Genomic DNA, 26269 nt, shown 5'->3' with positions numbered 1-26269 from the left:
CCCCACCGGGTTCAGCCGTCGCGGGCTACCGCCTGGTCGATCGTCGCTCCCTGGAGCAGGCGCTTGATCGGGACCTCGAGCTTCTTGCCGGTGCGGGTGTGCGGGATGGCCGGAACCGGGATGATCGCGTCCGGCACGTGGCGGGGTGAGGCCTGGGTGCGGATGGCCGAGGTGATCCGGTCCTTGAGGGCCTGGTCGAGTTCGACGCCCTCGGCCAGCACGACGAACAGTGGCACCCAGTTCCACAGCCCGACCGGCATCGACGGCATCGGTCGGGTGACGACGAGTTCGAGGCGGTCATGCGGCAAATCCGAGCGCGGCGGTCGACCGGCCGACGGCGTGCACGGTGCGATCCGGGCGGATCAGCGCCCAGGACGCGTCGAGCCGGTCGAGCCAAACCCCCAGCTGATCGGCGGGATCAACGAACACCCTGGTCACTCCCTCCGGAAGATCGGTGCCGGTGATCGCCACGACGGAGAACCCGGGTCCCAGAAGACGGTCGACGAGGACCGGGCCGACCCGCACCAACGGCAGCAGCGTGCCGCGGGCCTTGCCGGCCAGCCGCTTGTCGACAAGCGGCCCCTCGAGCCGGGGTGAGGTGGCGTCGAGGACCTTGGCGGCGACGGCGGGCACGTGCCGGACCACGGCCAGCACCGCGCGCCGAGCCACGGCGGCCGCCGCCCCGCCGCCGGTCATCGCCCGTCCGAGGATGACGGCGAGCTTGATGAGGCGCTCGGCGTGCGGCCGCCGTTCGGCCTGGTAGCTGTCCAGCAGCGTGGCGGAGGCCTGGCCGTCGAGCACAGCGGTGAGCTTCCAGGCCAGGTTCATCGCGTCGCGCAGTCCGGCACACATGCCCTGGCCGATGAACGGCGGCGTCAGGTGCGCGGCGTCGCCGGCGATGAGGATGCGGCGGTCCCGCCAGGTCTCGGCGATGCAGGCGCGGAAGGTGTACTCGGTGGCGCGCAGGATCTCCAGCTGGTCGTCGCGGGCGGCGCCGGCCCACGGGTCGATGAGCACGCGCAGCCGGGCCAGCGTGGCGAAGTCGGCCGGGCCCTCGTCGTCGCGCAGGCGGATCTCGAAGCGGTAGCGGTCCCGCCCGATCCGCATGTAGGTCGCCGCGCGTTTCGGGTCGCAGACCTGGTGCACGCCGTCCCAGGCATCGAATTCCACCGAGGAGCGTACGTCGACCACGAGCCACCGTTGTTCGAAACCGAGCGGGCGCTGGGCCGAACCGAGGACCCGGCGTACCAGGCTGTTGGCACCGTCGCAGCCCACGGAATAGGCCGCGGTGACCTGGCGGCCGGGGCCGACGGTGGCCGTGACCCGGTCGGCGTCCTGCCTGAGATCGGTGACCTCGCACCCGCTGAGCAGGGTGACCGCCGGGAACTCGGCCAGGTTCTTGCGCAGCAGCTTCTCCAGTTCGGGCTGGTCGAAGAGGTTGGCCTCGGGCAGCCCGGTCGCGGTCGCCGCGTCCCGCTCGAACCGGGCGAGCACCCGGTGGCGGGCGTCGACCAGCTGCAGCCCGCGGGTGGCCCGGCTGACCTCGGCGAACGCGTCGCCGATCCCGACCTCGTGCAGGATGCGGAAGACCTCGCCGTCCAGGTGCACCGCCCGGGGCAGCGGATAGACGTCGGGGTGCCGTTCGACGACGCAGACGCTCCGGCCCTGCCGGGCCAGCAGGGTGGCCAGGGTGAGACCGGTCGGGCCGGCTCCGACGACGAGTACGTCGAACGGGCCCATCACTTCGCCCGGACGACGTTGGTCTGCGTGCCGAGGTCGAGCCCGCGACCCGGCAGCGTGATCGAGGCCGCGACGACGTCGCCGTCCTGCAGGTAGCGGGGGTTGGTGGCCTGCCGCTTGAAGAAGATCTCCAGGCGCTTGGCCGGCGAGAGCAGGCCGGCGAGCCGGTTCACCAGCGGCGGCGGCGCCTTGAGCGCGGTGCCACCGGGCGTGCCGGTGAGCAGCAGATCGCCGGCCTCCATGGTCTGGAACCGGGCCAGCGCGGTGAGCGCCGCGGCCGGCTTGACCAGCATGTCGGCCACGGTACTGTCCTGGCGCTGCACGCCGTTGACCGACAGCGTCAGGCGAACCTCGTCGAGTACGGCGAGGTCGTCGGCGTCGACCAGGGTGAGATAAGGGCCGACCGGGGTGAACGTCGGGTACGACTTGGCCTCGTAGAACTGCGTCTTGGTCAGTTGCACGTCGCGGGCGCTGACGTCGTTGGTGACCACCAGCCCGGCGACGTATCGGGGGAGCAGTCCAGGATCGACGACGGTGCCGATCTCGAGCCGCCGGGCGATGACGAGACCGAGCTCGACCTCGTAGTCGAGGAACCCGACGTGTTCGGGCCGGACGATGTCCGCGCCCGGCCCGCTGACCGAACCCGAGGCCTTGCGGAAGAACGCGGCCGGTACCCGGTCCGGGTCGAACCCGGAGTCCAGCGAGTGCGAGCGGTAGTTGACCATCTGCGCCACGACCCGGGCCGGCGTGGTGACCGGCGACAGCAGCACCTCGGCGCCGGCCGCCGGTCCGTCCGGGTCGGGGGACGCGGCCGCCGCCTCGACCGCGGCGCGGTCGGCAAGCAACTCGCGGGTGGTGGCGGCCGAGGTCGCGATCCGGGTGAGACGGCCCGCCGCCTCAACCCACCAACCGCCGGCCGTGCGGGCGACGTTGACACTCATGCCAGCTCCTCGCTTCGCTCCGAGCTGCCAAGAGCAAATTCCACACTGAGCTTGCCGATTCGCTCGCTACGCTCGCTCATGCGCTCATCGCCTTCATCAGTGCGCGGGCGACGTCGAGGTCGAACTCGTTGCCGCCGTCGGCCAGCGCCTTCACCAGGGCCCGGGCCAGTGCCGGGCTCGGCTTGGCCCCGAGGAAGTCCCGGCTTACCGGCGGCCCCCACTGGGACAGGCCGCTGGCGTTCATGGTGGCCCAGCCCGGCTCGACGGTGCAGTCGAAGACGTCGCCGTCGGCGTAGTGCTCGAACATCATCCGGTCCGGATCGTGCCAGTAGTCGAAGATCTGGCTGCCCTGGATGTGCCGGCCGATGCCCCAGACCCGCCGGTAGCCCTGATCGCGCAGGAACTCCCCGCCCACCGCCACCGCGTCCAGGTCGGTGAGCTGGTAGGCGGAGTGGACGTAGCCGGTGTGCATGCCCAGATGCATGGCGAGGGTGTGGTGGTCGGAGGGCACCGAACCCAGGTCGCAGCGGATGAAGGCCATCGTCGGCCCGCGGTCGCGCAGGCCGTCCAGGTAGAGGAAGTCCGAGACGATCATGCCGAGGTTTTCCAGGTACCAGTCCAGCGTCGCGCGGAACCGGGTGGTCTCCAGCACGACGTGGCCGAGCTTCTGCACCTGCGCCGGCCCCTCCGGCGTGCGCTGGGTGGCGTTGACGCGGATCGGCTCGGCGCCGAAGTTGAACCGGTGGCTGTCCCGTTCCGGCACCGCGGCCAGCGCGGAGAGCCCGGCCACGACCTGAACCGGGAACCCGCTGGGATCACGCAGCCGCACCGCCGTGCCGCCGGCCGTGGCCGTGGTGGCGACGCCGCTCTTGCGGGCGAGCCGCTCGACGTCGGCGACCGACTCGGCGAGGAAGACCGGGCCGACGAATCCCGGCCGCGGGCCGCGGCGGATCACCAGACAGGGCGCGGCCGACCAGGTGCCACGCAGCTTGAGTACGTCGGGGGAGCGCTCGGCGACCTGGAAGCCGAAGTCGGTCGCGAACTTCTCGGCCCGGTCCAGGTCGGGTTTGACGAACTCCAGCCAGGCCAGCTCCACCACTTTGATCACCGGGTCGTTGTTGCGCCCCGGGTGTTCGCGGTGCAGACCACCGACTTCGCTGTGGTACGCGGTCATCGGAAGAAACCTTCCAGGGCGGTGATGAACTCCTGCGGCTTGTCCAGGTTGATCACGTGACCCGCGTCGACCTTCCGGTAGGTGCCGTGGGCCAGGAGCGACATCGCCCGGTCGGCGTCCTCCTGGGACATCGCGCCATTGAGGATGTCACCGTCGACCCAGGAGTAGTTCGCCTGCAGGATCATGTCGAAACCTCCTCGGGGGTGAACCGAACCCGAGGTTGGCACGCGAATCGTCGACGAAGCAACATATTTTCGAAATTATTCAAGAATTCCGAGGATCGGGTACGGTGCACCGGTGACCATCGACGCCAGCACCCGCAGTAACGCGGTGTTCGACCAGCTCCGAGCCGATCTGCTCGCCGGCCGGTTCGATCCCGGCTCCAAGCTCAAGCTCGCCGGGCTCGGCCAGCGCTACACCGCCAGCCTGTCGGTCGTGCGCGAGGCCCTGAGCCGGCTGGCCGAGCAGGGCCTCGTCGTCGCCCACCCGCAGCGCGGCTTCAGCGTGGTGGCGCTCAGCCCGGCGGATCTGACCGACCTGACCAACACCCGCATCGACGTCGAGACACTCGCCGCCCGGCGGTCGGTCGAACGCGGCGACCTGGCCTGGGAGGCCGCCCTGGTGGCCGCCCATCACACGCTGGCCCGCACCCCGCTGGGCGAGGACTGGATCCGCGCCCACCAGGCCTTCCATCAGGCGCTGGTGGCCGGCTGCGGCAGCCCGCGGCTGGCGGCCATCGCCAACGGGCTGCGCGACGCCAGCGAGCTCTACCGGATCTGGTCGCACGCGCTCGCCCACGACGACGACCGCGACATCGCGGGCGAGCACCGCCGCCTGCTGGAGTTGGCCGTGGCCCGCGACGCCGCCGGCGTGGCCACCGCGCTGGCCGCGCACATTCAGCACACCACCGACGCGCTGCTGCGCTACGCCGCGCTGGCGGAGATCGACAACAACTGACTCCGGAGGGCACATGGGCCGCATCGACATGCACGCGCACTTCATCCCGGACTTCTACCGGGCGGCCGCCTCCGCCGCCGGGCACAGCCACCCCGACGGGATGCCGGCGATCCCGGCCTGGAGTGTCGACGCGGCGCTGGCGACGATGGACGGACTGGACATCGCCACCGCGCTGCTCTCGATCTCCTCGCCCGGCGTGCACTTCGGCGACGATGTGCCTGCGCGCGCTCTCGCCCGTACGGTCAATCGGTTCGGGGCCGGCCTGGTGGCCGACCACCCGGACCGATTCGCGGTGCTGGCCTCGCTCCCGCTGCCGGACGTCGCCGGGGCGATCGACGAGATCGCCTTCTCCTACGACGAGCTCGGCCTCGACGGGGTGGTCCTGGAAAGCAACGCCGCCGGCGTGTACCCGGGTGATCCGGTGTTCGAGCCGGTCTGGGACGCGCTCGACGAACGCTCCGCGCTGGTGGTCCTGCATCCGACCTCCCCGCCCGGCTGGGAGCTGGTGGCCCGGGGCCGCCCCCGGCCGATGCTGGAGTTCCCGATCGACACCGCCCGCGCGGTCAGCGACCTGCTCCTGAGCGGAACGCTGCAACGGCATCCCCGGGTCACGGTCGTCGTCCCGCACGGCGGTGGCGTCCTGGCCTCGGTCGCCGACCGGATCGCCACCTTCGCCGCGGCCCAGGGCGTCGACGTCCGGGCCCAGCTGCGGCGGCTCTACTTCGATCTCGCCGGAATGCCGCTACCGCATCAGCTCCCGTCGCTGCTGGCCCTGGCCGGCCCCGACCGGTTGCTCTACGGCAGCGACTGGCCGTTCACCCCGGAGCAGCTGGTGAAGCAGCTGGCCGGCGCCCTCGACAGCACTCCGCTGCTGGACGCCGAGGCCCAGCGAACCAACGCCACTCGGCTGCTTCCCCGGCTTACCCGCAGGTAATTTCGGGGCCCATTCGCCTGGTCGATGCTGGCTACACTGCCACGTACATCGATGCGGGGGAGGACGGGCGATGCCGGACAGGGGCGCTGAGCTCGGGGTTGATCTCTATTGGCTGTCCACGGTGGCGAATGATGATCTGCCCTCGGTGGCGAACGTCTTCACCGACGCGTCGACCAATCTCTCGTCGGCCGGGGCGTCGGTCGACGCCCTGATGCGCCGGCCGAGTGCGTTCGGTGGTGGCACCAGCCCGATCTTCGAGGGTTGGCACGGGCTGCACGCCACGACGTTGCGGTTCCTCAACGACACCGTCGACAGCCTGGAGGACACGTCTCGTGCCCTCAACCTCGCGATCGATCACTACACCGACACCGACACCGAGGCCAAGCGGGCGTTCGACGAGAAGACCGCCCAGCTGGGTGCGGCCACCCCGGCGCCGGTGAAGTGACGTCATGAGTTACGACCAGCTGATGGAACACGCCTGGAGCATCAAGACGAAAGCGGTCAACCGGGCGATCATGAAAAAGGAGAACGACCCGGCATTCGCCGCCTTCAGCGGGCCGGAAGGCTACTTCTCCGATATTCCGGAGCGCTATGAGGCGTACGCCGGTCTGCCTGATCCTGCGGGTTTTGATGCCTCCATCGCGCGGTTGCAGCGGGTGATGACCGACCTGTCTCCCGGGCAGAACAGCTCCGATCCGGTCAACAAGAAGGACATCTACCCGGCCAACGTCGAGTTCTCGAAGATCACCACGGCCGGTGGTCTGCTGCTGGGGTGGGACGGGGACGCGGCCAACGCGTTCAAGAAGTACTTTCTCGACCCGTTCCCGCTGATCCTGCAGAACCAGTTCATCCTGGTCTCGATGTTGAAGTCGACGCTGCACGCCACCCAGGCGCTCTGGGCGGCGGCCCGTAAGGACCTCGACGGGATCGCCGAGGCGACGATGGCCGCGCTCGACAACGACCCGTGCTGCGACCCGAACAAGTGGACGTTCGACTTCACGGTGATCGCCGCGGTCGCCACCATCGGCGGCGTCGCGGTGACCGCGGTGACCGACGGGCTGGCCGCGCCGCTGGTGCTGGCGACCGTCGACGCCGTCGCGTCGACCGCGGCCGCTAAAGTGCCGGAGGGCATCAAGGACAACAAGACCGGGAACACCGCGATCCAGATCGTCAATGCGATGTGGACCGGGCTGGAGAAGGTCGCCGACCAGTTCCGGGATACGGAGAAACTGATCAACGTCACGGTCGACGCGCTCGAGGGCGATGTCGGGGGTCGTAAGGACCTCTTCGTCTCGGCCCGGCCGCACCTGGCCGACGCCACCGCGGCCAACGTGACCAGCAGCGCGTACCTGGGCGGTCACGACTGATGACGCACGCCGAGCGGATCGACGCCATCCGGTTCCAGGTCCAGGTTCCGGGCACCCAGATCTCCGCCGAGCTGTCCCGCCGTGATCAGATCCGGATCGACTTCGGGTCGGGCGCCAACTACCGCCAGCTCAGCGACTCCGATGTCGAGCACTACCTCGGCGCCCTGGCCCGGCTGCTGTTCGCCAACTGGCTGCGGGCCTACCGCCAGACGCTCGACGAGCACATCGTGATCGAGCCCGGCATCGACAACTGGCAGGACCGCGAGTTCTACGAGGCCCGCGAGAAGATCGTCGGGCAGGGTGCGTCCGCCGACGGGCGCATCCAGCTCATCGGCGACGGGCTGCGCAACGTCACGGTGAAACTCGCGCCCGGCACGGTCTCCCGGCTGTCCGAGGACGAGTGCGCCGACGGCGTACGCGTCGCGGCGGCCGCGCTGATCGAGGACTACACCGGGCAGGTCGCCGAGCTCAAAGAACGCATCTATCGATGAAGCGATCGGGCCCGTTCGGGATCATCGCGGGCGTGCTGGCCCTGGCCCTCGCCGCGTTGGGCGCCTTCGCCTGGGTGCACGCCCGCTTCACCGACACCCCGGCCGCCTGCGCGGTGCCGGCGGCGGCGCCGGACAAACCCCGCGGCCCGGCGGCCGGCGGGCTGAAGGTGGTCGAACAGGGCTTCACCAACCTCAACTCCGGCGCCAGCTTCGGCGCGATCGTGGAGAACACGAGTACGTCGGTCGCCTACCGCACCCGCGTGACGTTCGGCTTCAGCAACAACGGCAAACCGATCGAGGACATCCCGTCCCCGCTGAACACCCAGGAGATCCCGATCCTCCGGCCTGGCCAGCGCATCGGGGTCGGCGACACCCGGGTCCTGGCCGCACCGCACTCCGCGACGGCGGTCGAGGTGCGCCTAGGTGAGACGACCTGGCTCACGCCCGACGAGGCCGGCCGCGGTGTCCTCCCGGTCACCACGACCGACGTGCGCACCGAGCACCCCAACGCCGACTACTCCGGCTACCTGAAGATCAGTTACACGACGGCCTCGCCGACCTGCCGGCCGCTGGCCTGGCGCGGCGTGGCGACGGTGCTGCGCAACCAGTCCGGCACGATCGTCGGCGGCGTGCTGGACGGGTCCGCCAACGGCTGCGCCACCGGCCCCCACGTCACCAGCCCGGGGCGTCTGCTGCCGGCCGCCGATGACACCCGCACCGAGGTCTACCCCTACTGCGACCTGCAGCGCCCCGCCGAAGACATCGCCAACCAGCTCGCCAACTGATCGCCGAGGGCTGCCGTCGCGGCCGGGCAGGTAGTGATCTGGTTGCGGAACCGGTCCGACGGTTTGGCCGCAGGGTGCACCTGCCGACCATGGTGAAGGCCGACGGAACGAAAGGGGCGTAGATGCACGCCGTGCTGGGTCGCACCGACTCCGACGAACCGGTCGACGTCGCGGTCATCCGGACCACGCCGACCGCGCCCGACGCCGGGCCGGAACACCACGGCGCGGTGCGGACGAGGGCCGCCCGGCTGTGGCTGACCTGGCTCGGCGTGGGCCTGCTGTTCTGCGGTGGTCAGATGCTGACCACGGCGGACGGGCCGATCGGCGGAATCCTGACGCTCGCCATGCCGTTGCTGTTCAGCGCCGGCATCGTCATCGGCGTCCTGGTCAACAAGCCTCGGCCGCGGTGGCCGTGGCTGATGCTCGCGGCCGCCGGCCTGGTCACCGTCGCCGGTTACGGCATCTGGTGGGCCGGCGCTACCGCCGTCGCGTTTCCGGTGTTCATCACCATCTACCCGCTGGAAGCGGCGGCCCTGCTGCTCATCGTGCGCGGATGCGCGCTCTCACCGGCCACCCGCTGCGTCCCGTGACGGAGATGTCCCCGCAACGCGTGCTGCTGGTCAACCTCGCTTGCATGGGCGCTCCGGCCCTGCTGATCATCCAAGGCGTTCTTCAACACGGAAAGGTCGACTGGTTCGCCGCCGGCCTCGGCTGCATCACTCTGTTCGCTCTTGTCGCACTGCGCATGTTCGACCTGGTCAGCCAGGTGCACGACAAGGCCCGCCAGCTCGACGCGGTGGCGCACATCGACGCCCTCACCGCGCTTCCCAACCGGCGGGCATGGGACCTCGAGCTGTCCCGCCGCATCGCGGCCGCGCGCCGCCACGGCAGCCCCGTCGTCGTTGCCATCCTCGACCTCGACCACTTCAAGAAGTACAACGACGAGCACGGCCATCAGGGCGGCGACAACCTGCTCAGCAGCGCGGCCGCCGCCTGGCGCGGCCAGTTGCGCCCGGAGGACCTCCTGGCCCGTTACGGCGGGGAGGAGTTCGGGGCGATCTTCGACCAGTCCAAGCTCGCCGACGCCGACCGCATCATCGAACGGCTCCAGGCCGTCAACCCCCTGGGCCAGACCTTCTCGGCCGGGGCCGCGCAGTGGAACGGCAGCGAGACCGCCGAGGAGCTGCTGGCCCGGGCCGACGTCGCCCTGTACGCCGCCAAGGCGGCCGGTCGCAACCGCGTCTACGTCTCCAGCATCCGCTGATCAGAATCTTTCTCGCTTCGTGTAACACACATCACACATGTTTCGGACATCTTCTTGTCATCGCATTGACACATCTCTATTCTCCAGGAAAGCGCTTTCCTGTGGACAGCCCTCCACAGGACACGCTCTCGACATCGAGGTGAGAAAGAGATGAAACGACCACGCTCTCTACGATGGATCGCCGGAGGCGCCACCGCCGTCGCGGTCGCCGCTATCACGGTGGCGCTGCCGCTGTCCTACGCGTCGGCGGCTGACAACCTGAGCCTCAGCGGCGGCGCCGACGGTTCCAGCAAGGCCAGCGGCACCAGTTACGGCAACGTCAAGGACGGCAGCACCAGCACCTACTGGGCGCCGGCCAGCGCGACCGGCTATGTCTCGGTGAAATGGAGCAGTGCCACCACGGTCTCCAGCGCCGTCATCCGGGTGGCCTCGGGCGGCGGCTCGATCACCGCCTGGCGACTGCTCAACTACGACACCGGCGGCGTCCTGGCCAGCGGCAGCGGCACCCCGAGCACCATCTCGTTCGCCTCGACGTCGCTGAAGAAGATCACGTTCGACATCACCGGCGCGTCCGCCGCGCCGCGGATCGCCGAGTTCGAGACGTACTCCAGCGGCAGCACGACGCCGACCACCAGCCCGACGGCGACGACCAGCCCCACCACCAGCCCGACCAGCAACCCGGGCACGCCGACCGGCTCGTGGCCGTCCTCGGCCGGTTCGGTGTCGATCTCCGGCACGGTCTCCGTCTCCGGGACCTTCGACGGTGGCATGAAGACGTACTGCTGCATCGGTGACGGCTCGCAGAGCGAGTCCCAGGACCCGATGTTCGAGATCGCCAACGGCGGCACCCTGCAGAACGTCATCCTCGGCTCGCCCGCCGGCGACGGCGTGCACTGCCTGGGCACCTGCACCATCCGCAACGTGTGGTGGAACGACATCGGCGAGGACGCCGCCACCTTCCTGCAGACCAACGGTGGCACCAGTTACGTCATCGGCGGTGGCGCGAAGAACGGCAGCGACAAGACGTTCCAGCACAACGGCAACGGCACCGTCAACATCTCCGGCTTCTACCTCAACGGTGCCGGCAAGCTCTACCGCGGCTGCGGCAACTGCACCAACTCCTACCAGCGCCACGTCGTGGTCGACAACGTGCTGCTGACCGGCGTCGACTACGTCGTCGGCATCAACACCAACTGGGGCGACACCGCCACCATCACCCGCGTCACCGTCAACTCCGGCGCGGTGGTCTGCGGCATGTACAAGGGCGTCGCCAAGGGCAGCGAGCCGAGTTACCTCGGCGAAGGCTGGAACACGGCCAACTGCAAGGTGAACAAGAGCGACATCACCTACAAGTAGGCACTTCTGCGGGGCGCTCACCGATCGGGTGGGCGCCCCTTTCCTCAGCGGCCGGGGCAGGAGGTCCGGTAGGGCAGCGCCGGCACGAAGCGCCGCCACTCCGCTTCGTTGAGCGGCCCGGCAACCAGGCGGCATCCGTACGCGATCGGGTCCTCAGCGATCGCCGCCGGTCGGGTGATGTCCCAGTAGAGCGGCAGTCCGGCGTTGTTCTCGGTGACCAGGGTGCGGCCGTCGGCGGCGAAGGCGACGGCCGCCTGGGTGGGTACCTCCGCGATCCGCCGCGGGTAGGTGGGGTCGGTGATCAGCCACACCACCGCCGTGGGCGTCGGGTCCTTCGCGCCCGGCTGGGCGAACCCGCTGGTCACCGCGAGCTGGCCGGTGCGGCTGATGGCCACGCCGGAGACGATGCTGACGCCCCCGGGCAGATCGCCGGCGGCCACGGTGCGGTCCCGGTCGGTGGTGTCGACGATGGTCGTGTGCGAGATGCCGCCGACCAGCAGCAGATGCCCGTCGGGGCTGAACGTCGCCCCGGTGACCTGCTGCGACTGGGCGGCCGCGACCAGGCCGGGGCTGGTCGGTAGTGATCGGGGTCGCCGGAGATCGGTGACGTCCCACAGCGCGGCCTCGTCGTATCCGCCGACGAAGGCCGTCCGGCCGTCGGGGGACACCGCGAGTGCGTCCAGGCCGCCGTCCTTCGCCCGCCGGATGGTGCCGAGTTTGGCCGGCCGGCGGGGGTCGGCGAGGTCCCAGATCACGACGGCCGGACCGGTGTCGTCGGTACCGCCGATGAGGATGGTGTGCCCATCGGGATGGGAGGCGATCGGGCCGATCGACCGCACCTGAGGGGCGAACGTGATGATCTGGGCCGGGTGAACGGGATCGCTGACGTCATAGACCGTCACGGTGTCGGCGACCGGGCCGGAGGTGGCCACGGCGGTGCGGCCGTCGGGGCTGATCGTCGCCCGCGCCGCCGGCGGATACCGTCCCGGCCCGGAGAACCCGGCCAGCAGGATGGCGTCTCCTCCCTCGCTGGTCAGGGCGCCCACCGCGGCCAGCACCGGCGCCGGTCGGCCGGTCCGGCCGGGTGGGCCGGCGGCGGCCGCGTCCCAGGCGATGACGGCGCCGTCGGACTGCAGCGCGAGGACGGTGGAATCCTGGTCGGCAAAGCCGGCCGCGAGCACGCCGGCCGGCCCGGTCAGGCTCAGCGTCCGTACGGGGCGGCTCGGATCGCTGACGTCGTAGGTGAAGACGGTGTGCTCCTCCTCGCTCACCGCCAGGATCGCCTTGCCGTCACCGCGGAAGACGACATTGCTGATCGGGTGCACGAAGTCCGTGATCCTGGACAGAACCCGTGGCCGGGTGGGATCGCGGACGTCCCACAGCGTCACCCGGTCGCCGCCGGCCACCAGCAGGTCACCATCTTTGCGGAACGCCGGCGCGCTCGGGCCGAAACCGTCGGCGGGCTGTGCCAGCGGACGATGCACGGCCGGGCGGCTGATGTCCCACAGGCCACTGCCGGTGGCCATGACCGCTCCGTGCGGGCTGAACACGCCGTCCCCGGCGGCCGACGCGGTCTCGGTGGGCCGGCCGGTCAGCAGCCTCGGGCGAGTCCGGTCACGGATGTCCCACAGCGTCGGCGAGCTGTCGTCGTAGCCGTAGTCGGTAGCGGTGAACGCGATCTCGCCGCCGGGACTGAGGGCGACCGCGCCGATCGGACCCTGACCGGGGTCCATGGTGGCCGTTTTTACCGGTGTTCGCGGGGTGCTGACGTCCCACAGATCGGCGGTGCCGGCCGAGCTCTCGCAAACCGGATCGCAGTTGCTGTAGCCGACCAGGGCCAACCGGCCGTCGGCGGACAGCGCGACACTGGCCCCGAAAACACCGGGGGCGGGCAGGGTGGCCAGCCGCCGGGCCGGCTCGCGCAGGTCCCACAGGCTCGCCTGCCGGGACTCGCCGACCAGCATCAGATCCCCCTGGACGACCATCGTCTTGGCGGCGTTCACCTGGGCCCGGACACCCCGGAACCGGCTGCTTTCCAGATCGGCGGCCAGCGTGGCCCGATGCTCCGGCGACGGATGCAGCGCATGCGCGGCCAGCTCCAAGCGGAAGGCGGTGGCCGGATCCCGTACGGAAAGGGTCTGTGCTTGAAAAACCAGCCCGCGGGCGGTCGCCTCGCGCTCCTGCGCGGTCGCCCGGTCGCGCTGCTGCCGGGCCTGCCCCAGCTGGAGGTACGCGGTGGCGCCGGCCGTGAGCGCGAGGATGGTGAGGACCGCCATGCCGGCCAGGGAAAGGCGCCGGAATCGGCGGCCGCGACGATGTTGCCGGATGTCCTCCCCGACCAGTTCGTCCTTGGACCGGCCGTGCAGCGGCGCGGCCAGCGTCGCGATCCGATCGGCGAAAGCGGGGTTGGCCATGTTCAGATCGTGGTCGGCCCGCACGTCGCGGAGATCGATCCAGAGCGGCTCCTCGTCGAACCAGGCGCGCAGGGATTCCGGCAGCGCGGTCGTCCGCTCCCAGTCGAAGTCTCCGGCCGTACCGTCCCAGGCGATCTCCCCGTCGGTGAGCCCGATCAGCAGCGGCCGGCGCGGCCGCATCGCCAACCACCGTTCCACCTCGCGGTTCACCCAGGGTGATTGGGCCGCTTGCGGCGAGGCGAGCAGGACGAAGGTACGCGACTGGTCCAGCGCGGTCGCGATGGTGGACCACACGGCCGGGTTGGCCGAGAGGCTCTGCTTGTCGCAGAACACCCGCAGTGCTCGCAGCCGTCGCCAGGGACGAGCGAACTGGTGCAGGCCGTCGCGTAGGCCGGGGCCCAGCCGCCCGTCGGCACTGTGGCTGTACGAAATGAAGACGTCATAGCCGACGGTCATTGCTGCTCTCGCAGGGCGAGCCCGGTGCCGTCCGGTCCGATGAGTTCGATCGTCGATTCTTCTGCTTCCACCGAAACGGTGCCCTGCAGGGTGCGGGTTATCGCCGCATCGAGCTCGGTCAGCGAGGCGTCGCACGGCTGGGATGCCCGGGTCAGCGGGCCGACCGTGACAGCCCGGCCGGTGAAGCTGCCGGTGCCTTTCAAGGTCGCGCACCCGGTGGTTACCGAGATCGCGCCGTTTTCGAGGAAGGTAATTGATGCTTTGCCGGACGGGTAAGCGATCGTCTCGCCACCGCCGGCCAGGCCGGCCACGACCTCCCAGACGTTTCTGGACAAAGTCCGATCCGCGAGTCGAATGATCGTCTTTCCGGCCGTCAACGTCAGGTCGACGTCCTTGATCTCGTATTCCGGACCTTCCTCGAAGAAACCGATCAACCAGTTGTCCTGCTGATATCGGGGATCATCGCACCCCATGGCGGACTGCCGGATTCCGTCGGTGACGATCCGGTTCTGGTCGAGGTGAACATCCATGTCGGCGTAGTTGCAGCCCGCGTTGGCGCTGATCGCTTTGGTCCCGGTCAGGCGGAGTGTGACGTTGGTGCCCGCCAACAGCGAATAGCCGGTGACCGCGGTGGAAACGAAGGTGTGTCCGGCGGGCCAGTAGGGGGCGCTTTCCGCCGACGGCGAAGGACTGGCCGATGGCGAAGGGCTGGCCGGAGACGGTTCGGTGCAGCCCGAAACCGTAATGATCAGAATTGCCGTGACGATCTTGATTGGTTTGACGCTCACCCGAAATCCTCAATCTAGGGAACGGCATACATAATCGGGCCGTCGACTCCAAATCGCGAAAAGCGATCGTCGCGGGTCACTCGGAAAGGCTACCCAGGACATCGGCCGGGGACGAAAGCCCGGCGAAAGTCTGGCCTTCGGCTTGTTTTCGGTGCTTCCCGGTGTGATGGGTGGCCAGGGCGGGCGCTCGACGCCAACCCCCGGGCTCGGGCGTCCGCCCCCCGTCGTCACCGAGGAGAGTCATGACTGACATTGCCGCAGACGCTGACGCGCGGTTGCTCGAACAGACGCTGTTCGAGGTGAAGAAGGTGATCGTCGGGCAGGACCGGCTGGTCGAGCGGCTGCTGACCGCACTGCTGGCCGGTGGGCACTGCCTGCTCGAAGGAGTGCCGGGGGTGGCCAAGACGCTGGCCGCGGAAACCCTCGCGATCGCCGTGGGCGGCACGTTCCATCGCATCCAGTTCACGCCGGATCTGGTGCCGTCGGACATCCTCGGCACCCGGATCTACCGGGCCAGCCGGGAAAGCTTCGACGTCGAGCTCGGCCCGGTGATGGCGAACCTGGTGCTGGCCGACGAGATCAACCGGGCGCCGGCCAAGGTGCAGTCGGCGCTGCTGGAGGTGATGGCGGAAGGGCACGTCTCGATCGGCGGCCGCACCCACCCCGTACCCCATCCTTTCCTGGTCCTGGCCACTCAGAACCCGATCGAGAGCGAAGGCGTCTACCAGCTGCCCGAGGCGCAGCGGGACCGCTTCCTGATGCGAGTGATCGTCGACTACCCGAGCGAGCAGGAAGAACTGGCCATCCTCTATCGGATGGGCACGTCCCGGCCCACCGCCGGCCCGGTGCTGGACACCGCGAAGCTCGCCGCCCTGCAGGCTCGCGCCCGGGACGTCTTCATCCACCACGCCCTCGCCGAGTACGTCGTGCGGCTCGTGGTGGCCACCCGCGATCCCGCCGCGGCCGGCCTTCCGGACATCGCCGGCCAGTTGGCGTACGGGGCCAGCCCGCGCGCCACCCTCGGCCTGGTCGCCGCCGCCCGGGCGCTGGCCCTGCTGCGCGGCCGCGGTTACGTGCTGCCGGCCGACATCGTGGACCTCGCGCCGGACGTGCTCGCGCACCGGCTCGTGCTCTCCTTCGACGCGGTCGCCGACGACGTGCCGGCCGAGAGCATCGTGCGGCGCGTCGTCGACGCCGTGCCGCTGCCGGTGATCGCGCCGGCCCAGGAGCACGGTCCGGGCCTGGGGGTGGCGGCATGATGGGCGGCGCCTCGCTGAACGAGCTGACTCCCGAACGCCGCCTGCGCCGGCTGGAACTGATGATCACCCGACGGCTGGACGGGCTGCTGCACGGCTCGTACCTCGGGCTGCTGCCCGGACCGGGCAGCGAACCGGCCGGCAGCCGGGAATATCAGCCGGGCGAGGACGAGGTCCGGCGGATGGACTGGTCGGTGACCGCCCGCACCGCCGTCCCGCACGTACGCACCGTCGACGCCGACCGGGAACTTTCCACCTCGGTGCTGGTCGACGCCACCGCCAGCATGGACTTCGGCACCGCCGAGTTCGAGAAGCGGGAGCTGGCGATCGCCGCCGTGGGCGCGGTCGGTTTCCTCACCACCGGCGCCGGGAATCGGCTCGGCGCCCACGTGCTCACCGTTGATGGCGTCCGGCGTTTCCCGGCGCGCGGTGGCCGCCCGCACCTGCTGGCCATCCTCCGGACCCTGGTCAGCGCACCGCGGGCGAGTGCCGGTGGTCCGCCCCCACTGGCGGCCGCGGTCGAGGGCCTCAACGCGGCTACCGGGCGGCGGGGACTGATGGTGGTCGTCTCCGACTTCCTCGACGGCCTCGACGAGGACGGCCTCGGGCCGGCCGCCCCGGCCTGGGAACGGCCGCTGCGCCGGCTGGCCACCCGGCACCAGGTGCTGGTCGTCCAGGTCGGCGACCCGCGCGAGCAGGAACTGCCCGACGTCGGCCTGCTCACCCTGGTCGACCCGGAGACCGGCCGCCGCCGGGAGGTGCCCACCGCCAGCCGCCGGCTGAGGGAGCGTTACGCGGCCGCCGCTCAACAACAACAAGACACGATCACCGCAGCCGTACGCCGTTCCGGCGCCGCCCACCTACGGCTGCGCACCGACCGTGACTGGGTGGCCGACATCGTCCGGCACGTCCGGGCGCAGCGCCGCCTCGCTTCTGTTTCCCGCATCGGAGGTGCCCGCGGATGAACTGGCTCTCACCGGAACGGCTGTGGCTGCTGGCCGGGGTCGCCGCGTTGATCGTCGCGTACGTGATCGCGCAGCGCCGCCGCAGCCGATACGCCGTCCGATTCACCAACCTCAAGCTGCTGGGCCGGGTCGCGCCGAAGCGTCCCGGCTGGCGCCGGCACCTGCCGGCCAGCCTGTTCCTGGGCATGCTCGCCCTGCTGGTGGTCGGTTTCGCCCGCCCGCAGGCCGAGGTGCAGGTGCCCCGGGACCGGGCGACCGTGCTGGTGGCGGTCGACGTGTCCGGCTCGATGGGCGCCACCGACGTGGCCCCCGACCGGCTCGCCGCGGCCAAGTCGGCCGCCCACGAGTTCGTGGCCGGCCTGCCCGAGCAGTTCAACGTCGGACTGGTCGCCTTCAGCGGAACCGCCTCGGTCCTGGTCCCGCCGGTCACCGACCGGGCCGCGGTCGACGCCGGCATCGACCGGCTGGCCGAGGGGGTGGCCGGACCCGGCGGCGGCACCGCCATCGGCGAGGCGATCGCCACCTCGCTGGAGTCCATCCGCAGCCTGGACGCCGAGGCCGGCGAGGACATCCCGCCGGCCCGGGTGGTGGTGCTCTCGGACGGCGCCAACACCTCCGGACAGGACCCGGACCTGGCCGCCGGACTGGCCGCCGAGCTCGGCGTGCCGGTGGACAGCATCTCCTTCGGCACCGCCGCCGGGGTGGTCTGGGGCAACACTCCCGTGCCGGTCGACGGCCAGACGCTGCAGGCGGTCGCGGACGCCACCGGCGGCAACTACTTCGAAGCCGGCAGCGCCGACGAGTTGCGCGACGCGTACGCCGACATCGGTACCTCGGTCGGCCACCGCACCGAGACGCAGGACGTGTCGGCCCGCTTCATCGGTGCCGGTTTGGTGCTGGCGCTGCTGGCCGCGCTGGCGTCGCTGTTCTGGTTCGCCCGTCTGCCCTGAAAGGACACCCACGATGCCAACTCCCGGCCTGGGCACCACACCGCGCGGACCAGAGTTCGTCCCCCCACCGTTGGCCACACAAACGTTAGGCACCCCAACGTTCGGGCAACGAACGTTAGCCGCGCCAACGTTAGGGTCACCAACGTTAGAGCCACTAACGTTCGGGCAACCAACGTTAGGGGCGCCAACGTCAGGAGCACCAACGGTGGCTCGGCGGTGGCCGATGCTGCTGGTCGCCGGGCTCGCGGTGGTCGGGCTGTCCGCCGGGGCGGGCGGGGCGGCCGGCTATCTCGGCGGCCGCGCCGACGCCCCGACGGCCGGCGCCGTCGCCGCCACCTCCGACGCCGACCTGGTCACCTCGGCCGCCCGCGTCCTCCCCGGCGTCGTATCCGTGCAGGTCCGTACCTCCTCCGGCGGCGCCTCCGGATCCGGCTTCGTCTTCGACAGCCGCGGCCACATCGTCACCAACAACCACGTCGTAGCGGCCGGCGGCGCGGTGACCATCGTCGGTGCGGACGGGCGGCGCCTCGATGCCGAGCTGATCGGCACCGACCCGGGCAACGACATCGCGGTACTGCGGGTGACCCCGTCGGCGGCGCTGCGCCCCCTCGCGTTCGCCGACCCGGGCCGTACCCGGGTCGGTGAATCGGTCCTGGCCGTCGGCTCCCCGCTGGGGTTGTCGGGCACGGTCACGGCCGGCATCGTCAGCGCCCTCGACCGTCAGGTCCGCCTGGGCGGTTCCGCCCGGCAGACCGCGGTGCAGACCGACGCCTCCATCAACCCCGGCAATTCGGGCGGTCCGCTGGTCAACGCGCGCGGCGAGGTTGTCGGGGTGAACACCGCGATCGCCACCATGGAGGGCGGCGGCTCGATCGGCATCGGCTTCGCCGTCCCGATCGAGCGGGCCGAGTGGGTCGCCGATGGCATCATCGCGCGGGGATAGTCGAATCATGCGACTGCTGGTGGTGGAGGACGAGGAAGACCTGGCCGAGGGCCTGCGGGTGGGTCTCGGCCGGGCCGGCTATGCCGTGGATCTCGCCGGCGACGTCGCCGGCGCTTACGAACAGCTCACGGTCAACGAGTACGACCTGATGCTGCTCGACGTCAACCTGCCCGACGGCGACGGGTTCAGTCTCTGCCGGTCGTTGCGCACCGGCGAGATCGCCACCCCCGGCGACGACGACCTGCGGGTACTCATGCTGACCGCCCGCGGCGACCTCACCGACCGGGTCCGCGGACTCGACGACGGCGCCGACGACTATCTGGTCAAACCGTTCCACCTCGCCGAGCTGCTGGCCCGGATCCGGGCCCTGCTGCGCCGCGACACCAGCGGCACCACGGCCCGCCTCACCCTCGGGGACATCGTGCTCGACGTGGCCCGGCACGAGGTCTCCGTCCGGGGTGTCCCGGTGACCCTGACCCGGAAGGAGTTCGGCGTCCTGGAATACCTGATGACCCGGCCCGGCCGGGTCGTCTCCGGCGAGGAGTTGCTCGAACACGTGTGGGACGCCAACGCCGACCCGTTCACCCAGACCGTCCGGGTCACCGTCGGGACGCTGCGCCGCAAGCTGGGCGAGGGCTCGATCGAGACGGTGGTGGGCAGCGGCTACCGGTTGACCGGGAGCCGGTCGTGAGGCGCCCGGAGATTGTCCGGTCGATCCGGTTCCGGTTGACCGTCGTCTACTCGACGCTGCTGTTCGCGCTGGGCGGGGCGGCGCTGGGCATCACCTATTTCGCGGTCGAGCGGACCACCTCAGCGCAGCCGATCAACGAGCGCACCGCGAAGATCTACGAGAACTGGCGGTACGTGGGCACCACCACGGTCGCCGAGGTCAGTGAGATCGAAGCCGCGATCAACTACAACACCCTGCAGACCTTGCGTACGTATTCACTGATCGCCCTCGGTGGTCTGTTCGTGGTCAGCCTGGCCGTCGGCTGGATCCTCTCCGGCCGGGTGCTACGACCGGTCGGGGCGATCACCCGCACCGCCCGGGAGATCCAGGCCACCGATCTGACCCGGCGCATCCGTCTCGACGGTCCGCACGACGAGCTGCGTGACCTGGCCGACACCATCGACTCCATGCTCGACCGCCTCGACCAGGCGTTCCGCTCCCAGCGCCAACTCATCGACGACGCCTCGCACGAACTGCGCAGCCCGCTCGCCATCATCCGCACCCACCTCGACGCCACGCTGACCGCCCCCGACGCCACCGAGGCGGAACGGACCCGCTCGGTGGAAGTGATCGACCGCGCCACCACCCGCATGTCCCGCCTGGTCGAAGACCTGCTGGCCACCGCCCGGCGGGATGCTGACACGCTCACCGACACCGAGGCCGACCTGACCGCTATCGCCCGCGAGGCCGGCGAGGAGTGGTTCCTGCCCGACCGGCCGTTGCAGCTGCGGTACGCCACCACCGGCGGGCTGCGCCTGATCGGCGATGCCGACGCCCTGCGCCGGGCCGTCGGAAATCTGGTCTCCAACGCCGTACGCCTGGCTCCTGATGGGTCAACGGTGACCGTCGCGACCGGCCGGACCGGCACCTGGTTGTGGGTGGCCGTCGCCGATGAGGGCCCGGGCATCTCCGCCGACGACCTACCGAAGGTCTTCGACCGGTTCTGGCGCAGGAGCACGAGCGGCGGCGCGGGTAGAAACAAGGAACGCCGCACCGGACTGGGGCTGGCGATCGTCCGCCAGATCACCGAATCGCACGGCGGCCAGGTCGCGGCCTACTCAACACTCGGCCAGGGAAGCACCTTCGTGCTCTGGCTGCCCTCTACCGACCGAGCCGGGGACCAGCCGCCACCGACCGCCAACCCGTGGCCTCGACCGGATTCGCGCTGACGCGCACAAGTCTGAAACGCGCGTTCGAGGGGTGCCCTGTCAGTACTACTCACAGCAGAGACTCCCGAGCCGCCTGCGGATGAGGTTTGCTCGATACCGACACGAAGGAAGGTGACTCGTGACGCTTCTGACCAACGGGACGAGACTGATGCTGGCCCTGTCGGTCGCGCTGATGGCACTGGGATGGCTTGCCGCTGCACCCACCCAGCCTCAGGCGACAGGGGCACGCGGAGCGCTGGTCATCGAGGGCCCGCTCCCCGCCTTCTACGACTGCCCGTACCTGTAGCGACTTGTGGATCATGGTGACCATGCATCCACGTCGCGCGGTGCTACGAGCCGCCCTGCTCGGCGGAGCCGGCGCCGTGCTCAGCGCCTGCACCGATTCGCCGGCGGCTTCCCCGTCGTCGGCCTCCACGCCGGCCGGGAGCGCGTCGCGTAGCGCTCCCGCTTCCTCCTCGTCCGGCGGTAGCCGGGTGCTGCTGGCCTACTTCTCCCGCGCCGGGGAGAACTACTTCAACGGCGGCCGCAAGCGCCTCACCGTCGGGAACACCGAGGTGGTGGCCGGGATGATCAGCCGGCTCATCGGCTGCGACGTGCATCGCGTCGAGGCCGCCGACCCCTACCCCGACGACTACGAACCGACCGTCGCGCGCAACGTGCGCGAGCAGAACGAGGACGCCCGCCCGGCGATTGCCAACCCGCTGACCTCGATCGACAGCTACGACACGATCCTGCTGGGCAGCCCGATCTGGAACGTCCGGGCCCCGATGATCATGACAACGCTCGTGGCGGGCCTCAACTTCAACGGCAAGACCATTCACCCCCTCACGACGTACGCCATGAGCGGTCTCGGAAACACCGAGCGCGACTATGCCGCCTCCTGTCCCGGCGCCAAGCTGGGGGAAGGTCTCGCCGTCCGCGGCGAGGAGGTCGCCGACGCCGAACCCGGCGTCGAAGCCTGGCTACGCCGCACCGGCCTGCTCACCCGCTGATCAGACCCGCACGCTCAGTCTCCGAGCAGGTCTCGCAACGCCGCCTCGGCCAGCGTGTCCCCACCCTCCGCGGCCTGACGGAAATGCCGCTCGGCACCGGCCAGGTCACCGTGGCTCTGCAGCAGGACTCCGAGGTTGTGATGTGCGTGCGTGTCGCCGAGCTCCGCGCCGGCGCGGTAGGCGGCTTCCGCGGCGGTGTCGTCCCCGAGGACATCGGCGTAGAGGTTCCCCAGCGGAACCATGCTGTCGGTTTCGCCCAACTCCATGCCACGCAGGAACACGAGGCGACCCTCTTCAACCCGCCCGGTGTTCACCAGCAGGGAGCCGAGGTCTGCGCGGGCCGAAGGAAACAGCTCCGCTCCGGCCCGCAGGTCAGGTTCGAGGGAAGGGTCGAGGCTCTCGTCCCACCGCCAGCAGGCCAGCACCGCAGCGGCCACCTCGTTGCCAGCGGCACAGGCGCGTTCGACTGCCTCGAAGGCCGCGTCGCGCTCACCCTGTTCCCGCCAGCAGAAGGCAAGCCCCAGGGCGCCGTTGCGGTCACCGGCCCGCTCGGCTTGCTCGTACGCGCGTATCTCGCCGGCCAGGTCACCGAGTTCGTGCAGCACCAGGCCCAGGTTCAGCCACGCATCGGTTTCGCCGCGCTCGAGAGCAAGCTCGTAGGCGTCCACGGCTTCATGAAAGCGTTTCTGGCCCTTCAGGCTGTTGCCGAGGTTGAAGGCAGCAGCGGCATCGCCGAGGTCCGAGGCCCGCCGGAAGCAGTACTCCGCGCCGGCAAGCTCGTCGTTGTCCGCGAGGTCGCACCCGATGTCGAGCAGCTCGTCGACGTCGGAGGTCGCGTGCGCCATGCGCAGCAACTGAGCTGAGGTCGTCTCCACGATCTTGATGGTGCCTCACGTGGTAGCCGGCCCGCGAGCTGTGGGCCCCGCGACACTCAGCTGGTGCGGGTCGGCGCGCCGTCGGACATCGCGGTGGTGGATCTGGCCTCCTGGGAAGCATGGGTCGCGGCCCAGGCGGCGAGCAGTTCCAGGCCGTCGCCGGACGGTGTGCCCGGCTCGGCGGTGTAGGTCACGATGGTCAAGGATTCGTCGCCGGGCAGCTCCAGCGCCTCGAACGCGAGCTCCAGCTCGCCGATGGCGGGGTGCCGGATGCGTTTCGAGCCGTGCCGGTGCGAATAGACGTCCTGGGCGGCCCACCAGCTGCGGAAGGGCTCGCTGCGCATGGAGAGCTCGCCGATCAGGTTCATCAGCTGCTTGTCGTGCGGGTTCTGGGCGGCGGCGATGCGCAGCGCGGCGACGGCGGAGCGGGCCACCTGGGCCCAGTCGGGGTAGAAGGCCTGGGCGTGCGGGTCGAGGAAGTTGAACCTCATCGAGTTGACCGGCGGCGCCGGGCTCGCCGCGAAGATGGGTGAGTAGAGGGCCATGCCGAGTGGGTTGGCGGCCAGGATGTCGAAGCGGTGGTTGCGCAGAAAGGCGGGCACCCCGGTCATCGAGTTGAGCACCCGGCGGATCGCCGGCCGCACCTCGGGCGCCCGGTCGGCGCGAGCGCGGGCGCGGGCCGGTGTGGGGCCGGCGGCGCGGGCCAGGTGGTGCAGGTGCTCGATCTCGATGTCGTCGAGCTGCAGCGCGCGGGCCACGGCCTCCAGGACACTGTCGGAGGCACCGGCGAGGTTGCCGCGTTCCAGGCGGGTGTAGTACTCCACGCTGACCCCGGCGATCGCGGCCACCTCACCGCGGCGCAGCCCGGCGACCCGGCGGCTGCCGTAGGCGGGGATGCCGGCCAGCTCCGGGCTGACCTTCGCCCGGCGTGAGGTGAGGGACGCGCGGACCTCGCTGCGGTTGTCCATGGATCCAGGCTAGGCACCTCGGCGCAGCTGAAGGGGTCCCTGCCGGTACCCCTTTAGGTGGTGTCTCCCGGCCGGCCCCGACCGGGCGTTCGGTGGAAACATGACCCTGCTCGACCCCACCACCACGCGACCGGTGGCGGCCCAGCGACCCCGTGCGTCGCTGGCAGTTGCCATGCTGGGCTTCGCGGTCGTCACCCTCGACACCCAGGTCGTCAACGTCGCCCTCCCCGACATCGCCCGTGACCTCGGCGGCCGCCTCTCCGCGCTGCAGTGGATCGTCACCGGCTACACGCTGATGTTCTCCGCGCTGCTGCTGTTCGCCGGGACGCTGTCGGATCGGATCGGGGCGCGGAGGACGTACGGGATCGGGATGTTGATCTTTGTGGTGGCCTCTATGGTTTGTGGTTTTGCGCCCGGTCTGGGCGGGTTGATCGCGGCGCGGGTGGTGCAGGGGGTCGGCGCCGCGCTGGTCACGCCGACCTCGCTGGCGCTGATCCGGGCTGCCTATCACGACAGCAAGGCCCGTGCTCGGGCGATCGCCTATTGGGCGATGGGTGGGTCGATCGCGGCGGCGGCCGGGCCGGTGCTCGGCGGCGCGCTGACCCAGCTCGACTGGCGGTTGATCTTCTTCCTGAACCTGCCGGTCGGTCTCGTCGCCGGGCTGGTGCTGCGCGGAACCGCCGACTCGCCGCGAAATGTGGTGCCGTTCGACTGGACCGGGCAGATCGCCGCCGTGCTCGCGCTGGGCGCCTTGACCTACGGCATCATCGAGGGCGCCGGGGTCATTCCGTTCGTCGTTGCCTTCCTGGCCGGCGCGATCTTCCTCATCGCCCAGGCACGTGGCCGGCACCCCATGGTGCCGCTGGACCTGTTCCGCTCCCGCACTGTCAGCGTCGCGCTGGCCGTCGGTTTTCTCAACATGGCCGGGTTCTACGGCGTCGTCTTCCTGCAGTCGCTCTATTTCCAGCAGTCGCGCGGTGCTTCACCGTTCGTCACCGGGCTGCTGTTCCTGCCGATGACCGGTCTCGTCGCGCTGCTCAGCCCGGTCGCGGCCCGCACCGCCGCCCGATTCGGCCCGGCGGTGCCGATCGTCGGGGGACAGCTGCTGATGGCGGCGGGTCTGGCCGGCCTGGTGCTGCTCCCGGCCGACGCCCCGTTGTTGCTGGTCGCCGCGGTCATGGTGCCGGTCGGCGTGGGTGGCTCGTTCACCGTACCGCCGACCACCGCGCTGATCCTCGACAGCGTCCCGCACCATCGGGCCGGCACCGCCGGCGGCGTGTTCAACACCTTCCGGCAGATGGGTGGTTCGCTCGGCGTAGCCGCCTTCGGCGCCGTCGTCGCCTCCCAGGCAACCTTCCGGTCCGGCCTGCAGATCAGCCTCACCGTCACCGCGATCCTCGTCCTGCTCACCGCCGGCGTCAGTCTGGTGCTGCGGATCACTGGCCGGGAGACCCTGTCGGTACCCCTTTCCGGAGAAGCTCCCTGAGCCGGGCGCACCGATGTTTGCTGGAGTCGGACGGGGTATGTCCACCGGCAACTGAGAGGAATCCGCATGCCTACCATCCCGAATCTGACCCTCAACAACGGTGTCGAGCTGCCGGCCATCGGGTTCGGCGTGTTCCAGACGCCACCGGACGAGACCCGCTCGGCCGTCGAGGCCGCGCTGTCGACCGGCTACCGGCACATCGACACCGCTGCCGCCTACGGCAACGAACGCGAGGTCGGCGAGGCGATCGCGAAGTCCGGCGCCGCCCCGGTCTTCCTCGAAACCAAAATCTGGATCAGCGACTACGGGTACGACGAAACGCTGCACGGATTCTCCAAGAGCGCGAAGAAGCTCGGCGTGGAGCAGATCGACCTGTTGATCCTGCACCAGGCGCTGCCGTCGGAGTTCGGCAAGACGCTCCAGGCCTACCGGGCCCTGGAGACGCTGCTGGCCGACGGCAAGGTCCGCGCGATCGGGGTCAGCAACTTCATGGTCGAGCACCTGACCGCGCTGCTCGACGCGGCGACGGTGGTGCCCGCGGTGAACCAGATCGAGGTGCACCCGTACTTCCAGCAGCGCGAGGTGCAGGCCTTCGGTGCGAAGCACGGCATCCTGTCGCAGGCGTGGGCGCCGATCGGCGGCATCACCTTCTACCGCGACAGCGGACACAGCAGCACGCTCGAGGACCCGGTGATCGGCGAGATCGCGAAGGCGTACGGCAAATCGCCCGCGCAGGTGATGCTGCGCTGGCACGTGCAGCAGGGTCGTTCGGCCATCCCGAAGTCGACGAAACCGGCCCGGATCGCCGAGAACTTCGACGTCTTCGACTTCGAACTGACCGGGGAGCAGCTGGCCGCGATCGACGCCCTGGACACCGGCAAGCGCGGCGGCCCCGAGCCGGACGCCGTCACCCTCGAAGCCTTCGGCCGCCCGATCCCCGAGGCCTGACCCGGCCGATCGGCGAGGGGGTCACTGGCAGGGTCTCCCAGGGCGGCAAGCACTTTGACTAACGTCAAGGCATAGACCCACTTCGATGAAAGGTGCGGCCATGCCTATCTCTTTACGGAGCATCCGGTCCGGTGTTCGCACTCTCACTGCGCCCCAGGCACTGGTCACCGGATTCCAGAACGCGGACGGCACCCGGTGGGGCCGCAGCGTGGACGCGATACCCGGACCGGACGGTGCGATCTACCTGAGCGACGACGCGGCCGGTCTGGTCTACCGCCTGACCCCGGCCTGCTGAGCGCACGGCCGCCGCCGGCCTACCG

Annotated in this window: 29 protein-coding genes; 20 read left to right on the top strand and 9 right to left on the bottom strand. The window is 70.2% G+C overall.

What is annotated here, in order from left to right; translation table 11 throughout:
• Positions 1 to 11: 11 nt before the first annotated feature.
• The 5 genes from Ate02nite_RS29415 to Ate02nite_RS29395 all read right to left on the bottom strand — a co-directional run bounded on the left by Ate02nite_RS29415 (position 12) and on the right by Ate02nite_RS29395 (position 4040).
• Positions 12 to 260 (bottom strand): AMP-binding enzyme, encoded by a 249-nt coding sequence (locus Ate02nite_RS29415; protein ID WP_438871265.1) that lies wholly within the window; start codon positions 258 to 260, stop codon positions 12 to 14.
• A gap of 37 nt (positions 261 to 297) precedes the next feature.
• The gene (mhpA, locus tag Ate02nite_RS29410) at positions 298 to 1740 is read right to left on the bottom strand and encodes a bifunctional 3-(3-hydroxy-phenyl)propionate/3-hydroxycinnamic acid hydroxylase MhpA (RefSeq protein WP_203811081.1); all 1443 of its coding nucleotides are present in this window, start codon (positions 1738 to 1740) and stop codon (positions 298 to 300) included.
• Entirely contained in the window at positions 1740 to 2681 is a 942-nt protein-coding gene (locus Ate02nite_RS29405; RefSeq protein ID WP_203811080.1) for a fumarylacetoacetate hydrolase family protein, read from the bottom strand. Before Ate02nite_RS29405 ends, mhpA begins: the two co-directional genes overlap by 1 nt.
• Before the next feature lie 76 nt (positions 2682 to 2757).
• A complete protein-coding gene (locus Ate02nite_RS29400) occupies positions 2758 to 3855 on the bottom strand; it encodes a VOC family protein (RefSeq protein ID WP_203811079.1) in 1098 nt (365 codons plus the stop codon).
• Positions 3852 to 4040: a hypothetical protein gene (locus Ate02nite_RS29395; protein ID WP_203811078.1), complete on the bottom strand. Its 189-nt coding sequence runs from the start codon at positions 4038 to 4040 to the stop codon at positions 3852 to 3854. Before Ate02nite_RS29395 ends, Ate02nite_RS29400 begins: the two co-directional genes overlap by 4 nt.
• A 112-nt stretch (positions 4041 to 4152) precedes the next feature.
• On the opposite strand from Ate02nite_RS29395, the gene Ate02nite_RS29390 reads away from it, so the two are divergent.
• The 9 genes from Ate02nite_RS29390 (at position 4153) to Ate02nite_RS29350 (ending at position 11009) form a co-directional block, all read left to right on the top strand.
• Positions 4153 to 4812: a GntR family transcriptional regulator gene (locus Ate02nite_RS29390; RefSeq protein ID WP_203811077.1), complete on the top strand. Its 660-nt coding sequence runs from the start codon at positions 4153 to 4155 to the stop codon at positions 4810 to 4812.
• A 13-nt stretch (positions 4813 to 4825) separates the two neighbouring features.
• The gene (locus Ate02nite_RS29385; protein WP_203811076.1) at positions 4826 to 5746 is read left to right on the top strand and encodes an amidohydrolase family protein; all 921 of its coding nucleotides are present in this window, start codon (positions 4826 to 4828) and stop codon (positions 5744 to 5746) included.
• Between the two features lie 70 nt (positions 5747 to 5816).
• Positions 5817 to 6191, top strand: coding sequence for a hypothetical protein (locus tag Ate02nite_RS29380; RefSeq protein ID WP_203811075.1), 375 nt, complete (start codon positions 5817 to 5819; stop codon positions 6189 to 6191).
• Positions 6192 to 6195: 4 nt separating this feature from the next.
• Entirely contained in the window at positions 6196 to 7113 is a 918-nt protein-coding gene (locus Ate02nite_RS29375) for a hypothetical protein (RefSeq protein ID WP_203811074.1), read from the top strand.
• Positions 7113 to 7604 (top strand): hypothetical protein, encoded by a 492-nt coding sequence (locus Ate02nite_RS29370; RefSeq protein WP_203811073.1) that lies wholly within the window; start codon positions 7113 to 7115, stop codon positions 7602 to 7604. Before Ate02nite_RS29375 ends, Ate02nite_RS29370 begins: the two co-directional genes overlap by 1 nt.
• Entirely contained in the window at positions 7601 to 8389 is a 789-nt protein-coding gene (locus Ate02nite_RS29365; RefSeq protein WP_203811072.1) for a hypothetical protein, read from the top strand. The genes Ate02nite_RS29370 and Ate02nite_RS29365 overlap by 4 nt, the downstream gene beginning before the upstream one ends.
• Before the next feature lie 122 nt (positions 8390 to 8511).
• On the top strand, positions 8512 to 8979 hold the full coding sequence (locus tag Ate02nite_RS29360; protein ID WP_203811071.1) for a hypothetical protein: 468 nt from the start codon (positions 8512 to 8514) through the stop codon (positions 8977 to 8979).
• Positions 8943 to 9653 carry a GGDEF domain-containing protein gene (locus tag Ate02nite_RS29355; RefSeq protein ID WP_203811070.1) on the top strand — a complete coding sequence of 237 codons (711 nt, stop codon included), beginning with the start codon at positions 8943 to 8945 and terminating at the stop codon, positions 9651 to 9653. Before Ate02nite_RS29360 ends, Ate02nite_RS29355 begins: the two co-directional genes overlap by 37 nt.
• A gap of 150 nt (positions 9654 to 9803) precedes the next feature.
• Positions 9804 to 11009, top strand: a complete 1206-nt coding sequence (locus Ate02nite_RS29350) for a pectate lyase (protein WP_203811069.1) — start codon at positions 9804 to 9806, stop codon at positions 11007 to 11009.
• Positions 11010 to 11053: 44 nt separating this feature from the next.
• On the opposite strand, the gene Ate02nite_RS29345 is transcribed toward Ate02nite_RS29350, so the two are convergent.
• Both Ate02nite_RS29345 and Ate02nite_RS29340 read right to left on the bottom strand, forming a co-directional pair.
• Entirely contained in the window at positions 11054 to 13879 is a 2826-nt protein-coding gene (locus Ate02nite_RS29345; RefSeq protein ID WP_203811068.1) for a TIR domain-containing protein, read from the bottom strand.
• Positions 13876 to 14667, bottom strand: a complete 792-nt coding sequence (locus tag Ate02nite_RS29340) for an META domain-containing protein (protein ID WP_203811067.1) — start codon at positions 14665 to 14667, stop codon at positions 13876 to 13878. The genes Ate02nite_RS29345 and Ate02nite_RS29340 overlap by 4 nt, the downstream gene beginning before the upstream one ends.
• 242 nt (positions 14668 to 14909) lie before the next feature.
• On the opposite strand from Ate02nite_RS29340, the gene Ate02nite_RS29335 reads away from it, so the two are divergent.
• From Ate02nite_RS29335 to Ate02nite_RS29300, 8 genes are all read left to right on the top strand, one after another.
• Positions 14910 to 15926, top strand: a complete 1017-nt coding sequence (locus tag Ate02nite_RS29335) for an AAA family ATPase (protein ID WP_203811066.1) — start codon at positions 14910 to 14912, stop codon at positions 15924 to 15926.
• On the top strand, positions 15923 to 16888 hold the full coding sequence (locus Ate02nite_RS29330) for a DUF58 domain-containing protein (protein ID WP_203811065.1): 966 nt from the start codon (positions 15923 to 15925) through the stop codon (positions 16886 to 16888). The genes Ate02nite_RS29335 and Ate02nite_RS29330 overlap by 4 nt, the downstream gene beginning before the upstream one ends.
• On the top strand, positions 16885 to 17838 hold the full coding sequence (locus Ate02nite_RS29325; protein WP_203811064.1) for a VWA domain-containing protein: 954 nt from the start codon (positions 16885 to 16887) through the stop codon (positions 17836 to 17838). Before Ate02nite_RS29330 ends, Ate02nite_RS29325 begins: the two co-directional genes overlap by 4 nt.
• Positions 17839 to 17908: 70 nt before the next feature.
• Positions 17909 to 18781, top strand: coding sequence for a S1C family serine protease (locus Ate02nite_RS29320; protein ID WP_438871266.1), 873 nt, complete (start codon positions 17909 to 17911; stop codon positions 18779 to 18781).
• 7 nt (positions 18782 to 18788) lie between these two features.
• The gene (locus Ate02nite_RS29315; protein WP_203811062.1) at positions 18789 to 19472 is read left to right on the top strand and encodes a response regulator transcription factor; all 684 of its coding nucleotides are present in this window, start codon (positions 18789 to 18791) and stop codon (positions 19470 to 19472) included.
• Positions 19469 to 20680, top strand: a complete 1212-nt coding sequence (locus Ate02nite_RS29310) for a sensor histidine kinase (RefSeq protein ID WP_203811061.1) — start codon at positions 19469 to 19471, stop codon at positions 20678 to 20680. The genes Ate02nite_RS29315 and Ate02nite_RS29310 overlap by 4 nt, the downstream gene beginning before the upstream one ends.
• 118 nt (positions 20681 to 20798) lie before the next feature.
• Positions 20799 to 20966 carry a hypothetical protein gene (locus Ate02nite_RS29305; RefSeq protein ID WP_203811060.1) on the top strand — a complete coding sequence of 56 codons (168 nt, stop codon included), beginning with the start codon at positions 20799 to 20801 and terminating at the stop codon, positions 20964 to 20966.
• Positions 20967 to 20988: 22 nt separating this feature from the next.
• Positions 20989 to 21672 carry a flavodoxin gene (locus tag Ate02nite_RS29300; protein ID WP_203811059.1) on the top strand — a complete coding sequence of 228 codons (684 nt, stop codon included), beginning with the start codon at positions 20989 to 20991 and terminating at the stop codon, positions 21670 to 21672.
• A gap of 14 nt (positions 21673 to 21686) precedes the next feature.
• Here the strand turns inward: Ate02nite_RS29300 and Ate02nite_RS29295 are convergent, their stop codons facing one another.
• The gene (locus Ate02nite_RS29295; RefSeq protein ID WP_203811058.1) at positions 21687 to 22547 is read right to left on the bottom strand and encodes a tetratricopeptide repeat protein; all 861 of its coding nucleotides are present in this window, start codon (positions 22545 to 22547) and stop codon (positions 21687 to 21689) included.
• Between the two features lie 56 nt (positions 22548 to 22603).
• The gene (locus Ate02nite_RS29290; RefSeq protein WP_203811057.1) at positions 22604 to 23515 is read right to left on the bottom strand and encodes a helix-turn-helix transcriptional regulator; all 912 of its coding nucleotides are present in this window, start codon (positions 23513 to 23515) and stop codon (positions 22604 to 22606) included.
• 100 nt (positions 23516 to 23615) lie between these two features.
• Between Ate02nite_RS29290 and Ate02nite_RS29285 the strand changes: the two genes are divergently transcribed.
• From Ate02nite_RS29285 to Ate02nite_RS29275, 3 genes are all read left to right on the top strand, one after another.
• Positions 23616 to 25001: an MFS transporter gene (locus Ate02nite_RS29285; protein WP_203811056.1), complete on the top strand. Its 1386-nt coding sequence runs from the start codon at positions 23616 to 23618 to the stop codon at positions 24999 to 25001.
• 66 nt (positions 25002 to 25067) lie between these two features.
• Positions 25068 to 25949, top strand: a complete 882-nt coding sequence (locus Ate02nite_RS29280) for an aldo/keto reductase (protein ID WP_203811055.1) — start codon at positions 25068 to 25070, stop codon at positions 25947 to 25949.
• Between the two features lie 100 nt (positions 25950 to 26049).
• Positions 26050 to 26244 carry a hypothetical protein gene (locus Ate02nite_RS29275; protein WP_203811054.1) on the top strand — a complete coding sequence of 65 codons (195 nt, stop codon included), beginning with the start codon at positions 26050 to 26052 and terminating at the stop codon, positions 26242 to 26244.
• Positions 26245 to 26269 lie beyond the last annotated feature (25 nt).

The organism is Paractinoplanes tereljensis, from assembly GCF_016862435.1.
GTDB classification, from domain to species: domain Bacteria; phylum Actinomycetota; class Actinomycetes; order Mycobacteriales; family Micromonosporaceae; genus Actinoplanes; species Actinoplanes tereljensis.
Note: the sequence above shows the minus strand (reverse complement) of the source record. Positions and strands in the feature narration are given on the sequence as shown.

Excerpts from the sequence above, each read along its gene's own strand:
- mhpA (WP_203811081.1), bottom strand. The coding sequence starts at position 1,740 with ATGGGCCCGTTCGACGTACTCGTCGTCGGAGCCGGCCCGACCGGTCTC.
- Ate02nite_RS29280 (WP_203811055.1), top strand. The coding sequence starts at position 25,068 with ATGCCTACCATCCCGAATCTGACCCTCAACAACGGTGTCGAGCTGCCG.
- Ate02nite_RS29385 (WP_203811076.1), top strand. The coding sequence starts at position 4,826 with ATGGGCCGCATCGACATGCACGCGCACTTCATCCCGGACTTCTACCGG.
- Ate02nite_RS29350 (WP_203811069.1), top strand. The coding sequence starts at position 9,804 with ATGAAACGACCACGCTCTCTACGATGGATCGCCGGAGGCGCCACCGCC.
- Ate02nite_RS29365 (WP_203811072.1), top strand. The coding sequence starts at position 7,601 with ATGAAGCGATCGGGCCCGTTCGGGATCATCGCGGGCGTGCTGGCCCTG.
- Ate02nite_RS29415 (WP_438871265.1), bottom strand. The coding sequence starts at position 260 with ATGCCGGTCGGGCTGTGGAACTGGGTGCCACTGTTCGTCGTGCTGGCC.
- Ate02nite_RS29330 (WP_203811065.1), top strand. The coding sequence starts at position 15,923 with ATGATGGGCGGCGCCTCGCTGAACGAGCTGACTCCCGAACGCCGCCTG.
- Ate02nite_RS29275 (WP_203811054.1), top strand. The coding sequence starts at position 26,050 with ATGCCTATCTCTTTACGGAGCATCCGGTCCGGTGTTCGCACTCTCACT.
- Ate02nite_RS29375 (WP_203811074.1), top strand. The coding sequence starts at position 6,196 with ATGAGTTACGACCAGCTGATGGAACACGCCTGGAGCATCAAGACGAAA.
- Ate02nite_RS29380 (WP_203811075.1), top strand. The coding sequence starts at position 5,817 with ATGCCGGACAGGGGCGCTGAGCTCGGGGTTGATCTCTATTGGCTGTCC.
- Ate02nite_RS29325 (WP_203811064.1), top strand. The coding sequence starts at position 16,885 with ATGAACTGGCTCTCACCGGAACGGCTGTGGCTGCTGGCCGGGGTCGCC.
- Ate02nite_RS29405 (WP_203811080.1), bottom strand. The coding sequence starts at position 2,681 with ATGAGTGTCAACGTCGCCCGCACGGCCGGCGGTTGGTGGGTTGAGGCG.
- Ate02nite_RS29355 (WP_203811070.1), top strand. The coding sequence starts at position 8,943 with ATGCGCGCTCTCACCGGCCACCCGCTGCGTCCCGTGACGGAGATGTCC.
- Ate02nite_RS29360 (WP_203811071.1), top strand. The coding sequence starts at position 8,512 with ATGCACGCCGTGCTGGGTCGCACCGACTCCGACGAACCGGTCGACGTC.
- Ate02nite_RS29290 (WP_203811057.1), bottom strand. The coding sequence starts at position 23,515 with ATGGACAACCGCAGCGAGGTCCGCGCGTCCCTCACCTCACGCCGGGCG.
- Ate02nite_RS29345 (WP_203811068.1), bottom strand. The coding sequence starts at position 13,879 with ATGACCGTCGGCTATGACGTCTTCATTTCGTACAGCCACAGTGCCGAC.
- Ate02nite_RS29395 (WP_203811078.1), bottom strand. The coding sequence starts at position 4,040 with ATGATCCTGCAGGCGAACTACTCCTGGGTCGACGGTGACATCCTCAAT.
- Ate02nite_RS29285 (WP_203811056.1), top strand. The coding sequence starts at position 23,616 with ATGACCCTGCTCGACCCCACCACCACGCGACCGGTGGCGGCCCAGCGA.
- Ate02nite_RS29400 (WP_203811079.1), bottom strand. The coding sequence starts at position 3,855 with ATGACCGCGTACCACAGCGAAGTCGGTGGTCTGCACCGCGAACACCCG.
- Ate02nite_RS29300 (WP_203811059.1), top strand. The coding sequence starts at position 20,989 with ATGCATCCACGTCGCGCGGTGCTACGAGCCGCCCTGCTCGGCGGAGCC.
- Ate02nite_RS29370 (WP_203811073.1), top strand. The coding sequence starts at position 7,113 with ATGACGCACGCCGAGCGGATCGACGCCATCCGGTTCCAGGTCCAGGTT.
- Ate02nite_RS29315 (WP_203811062.1), top strand. The coding sequence starts at position 18,789 with ATGCGACTGCTGGTGGTGGAGGACGAGGAAGACCTGGCCGAGGGCCTG.
- Ate02nite_RS29335 (WP_203811066.1), top strand. The coding sequence starts at position 14,910 with ATGACTGACATTGCCGCAGACGCTGACGCGCGGTTGCTCGAACAGACG.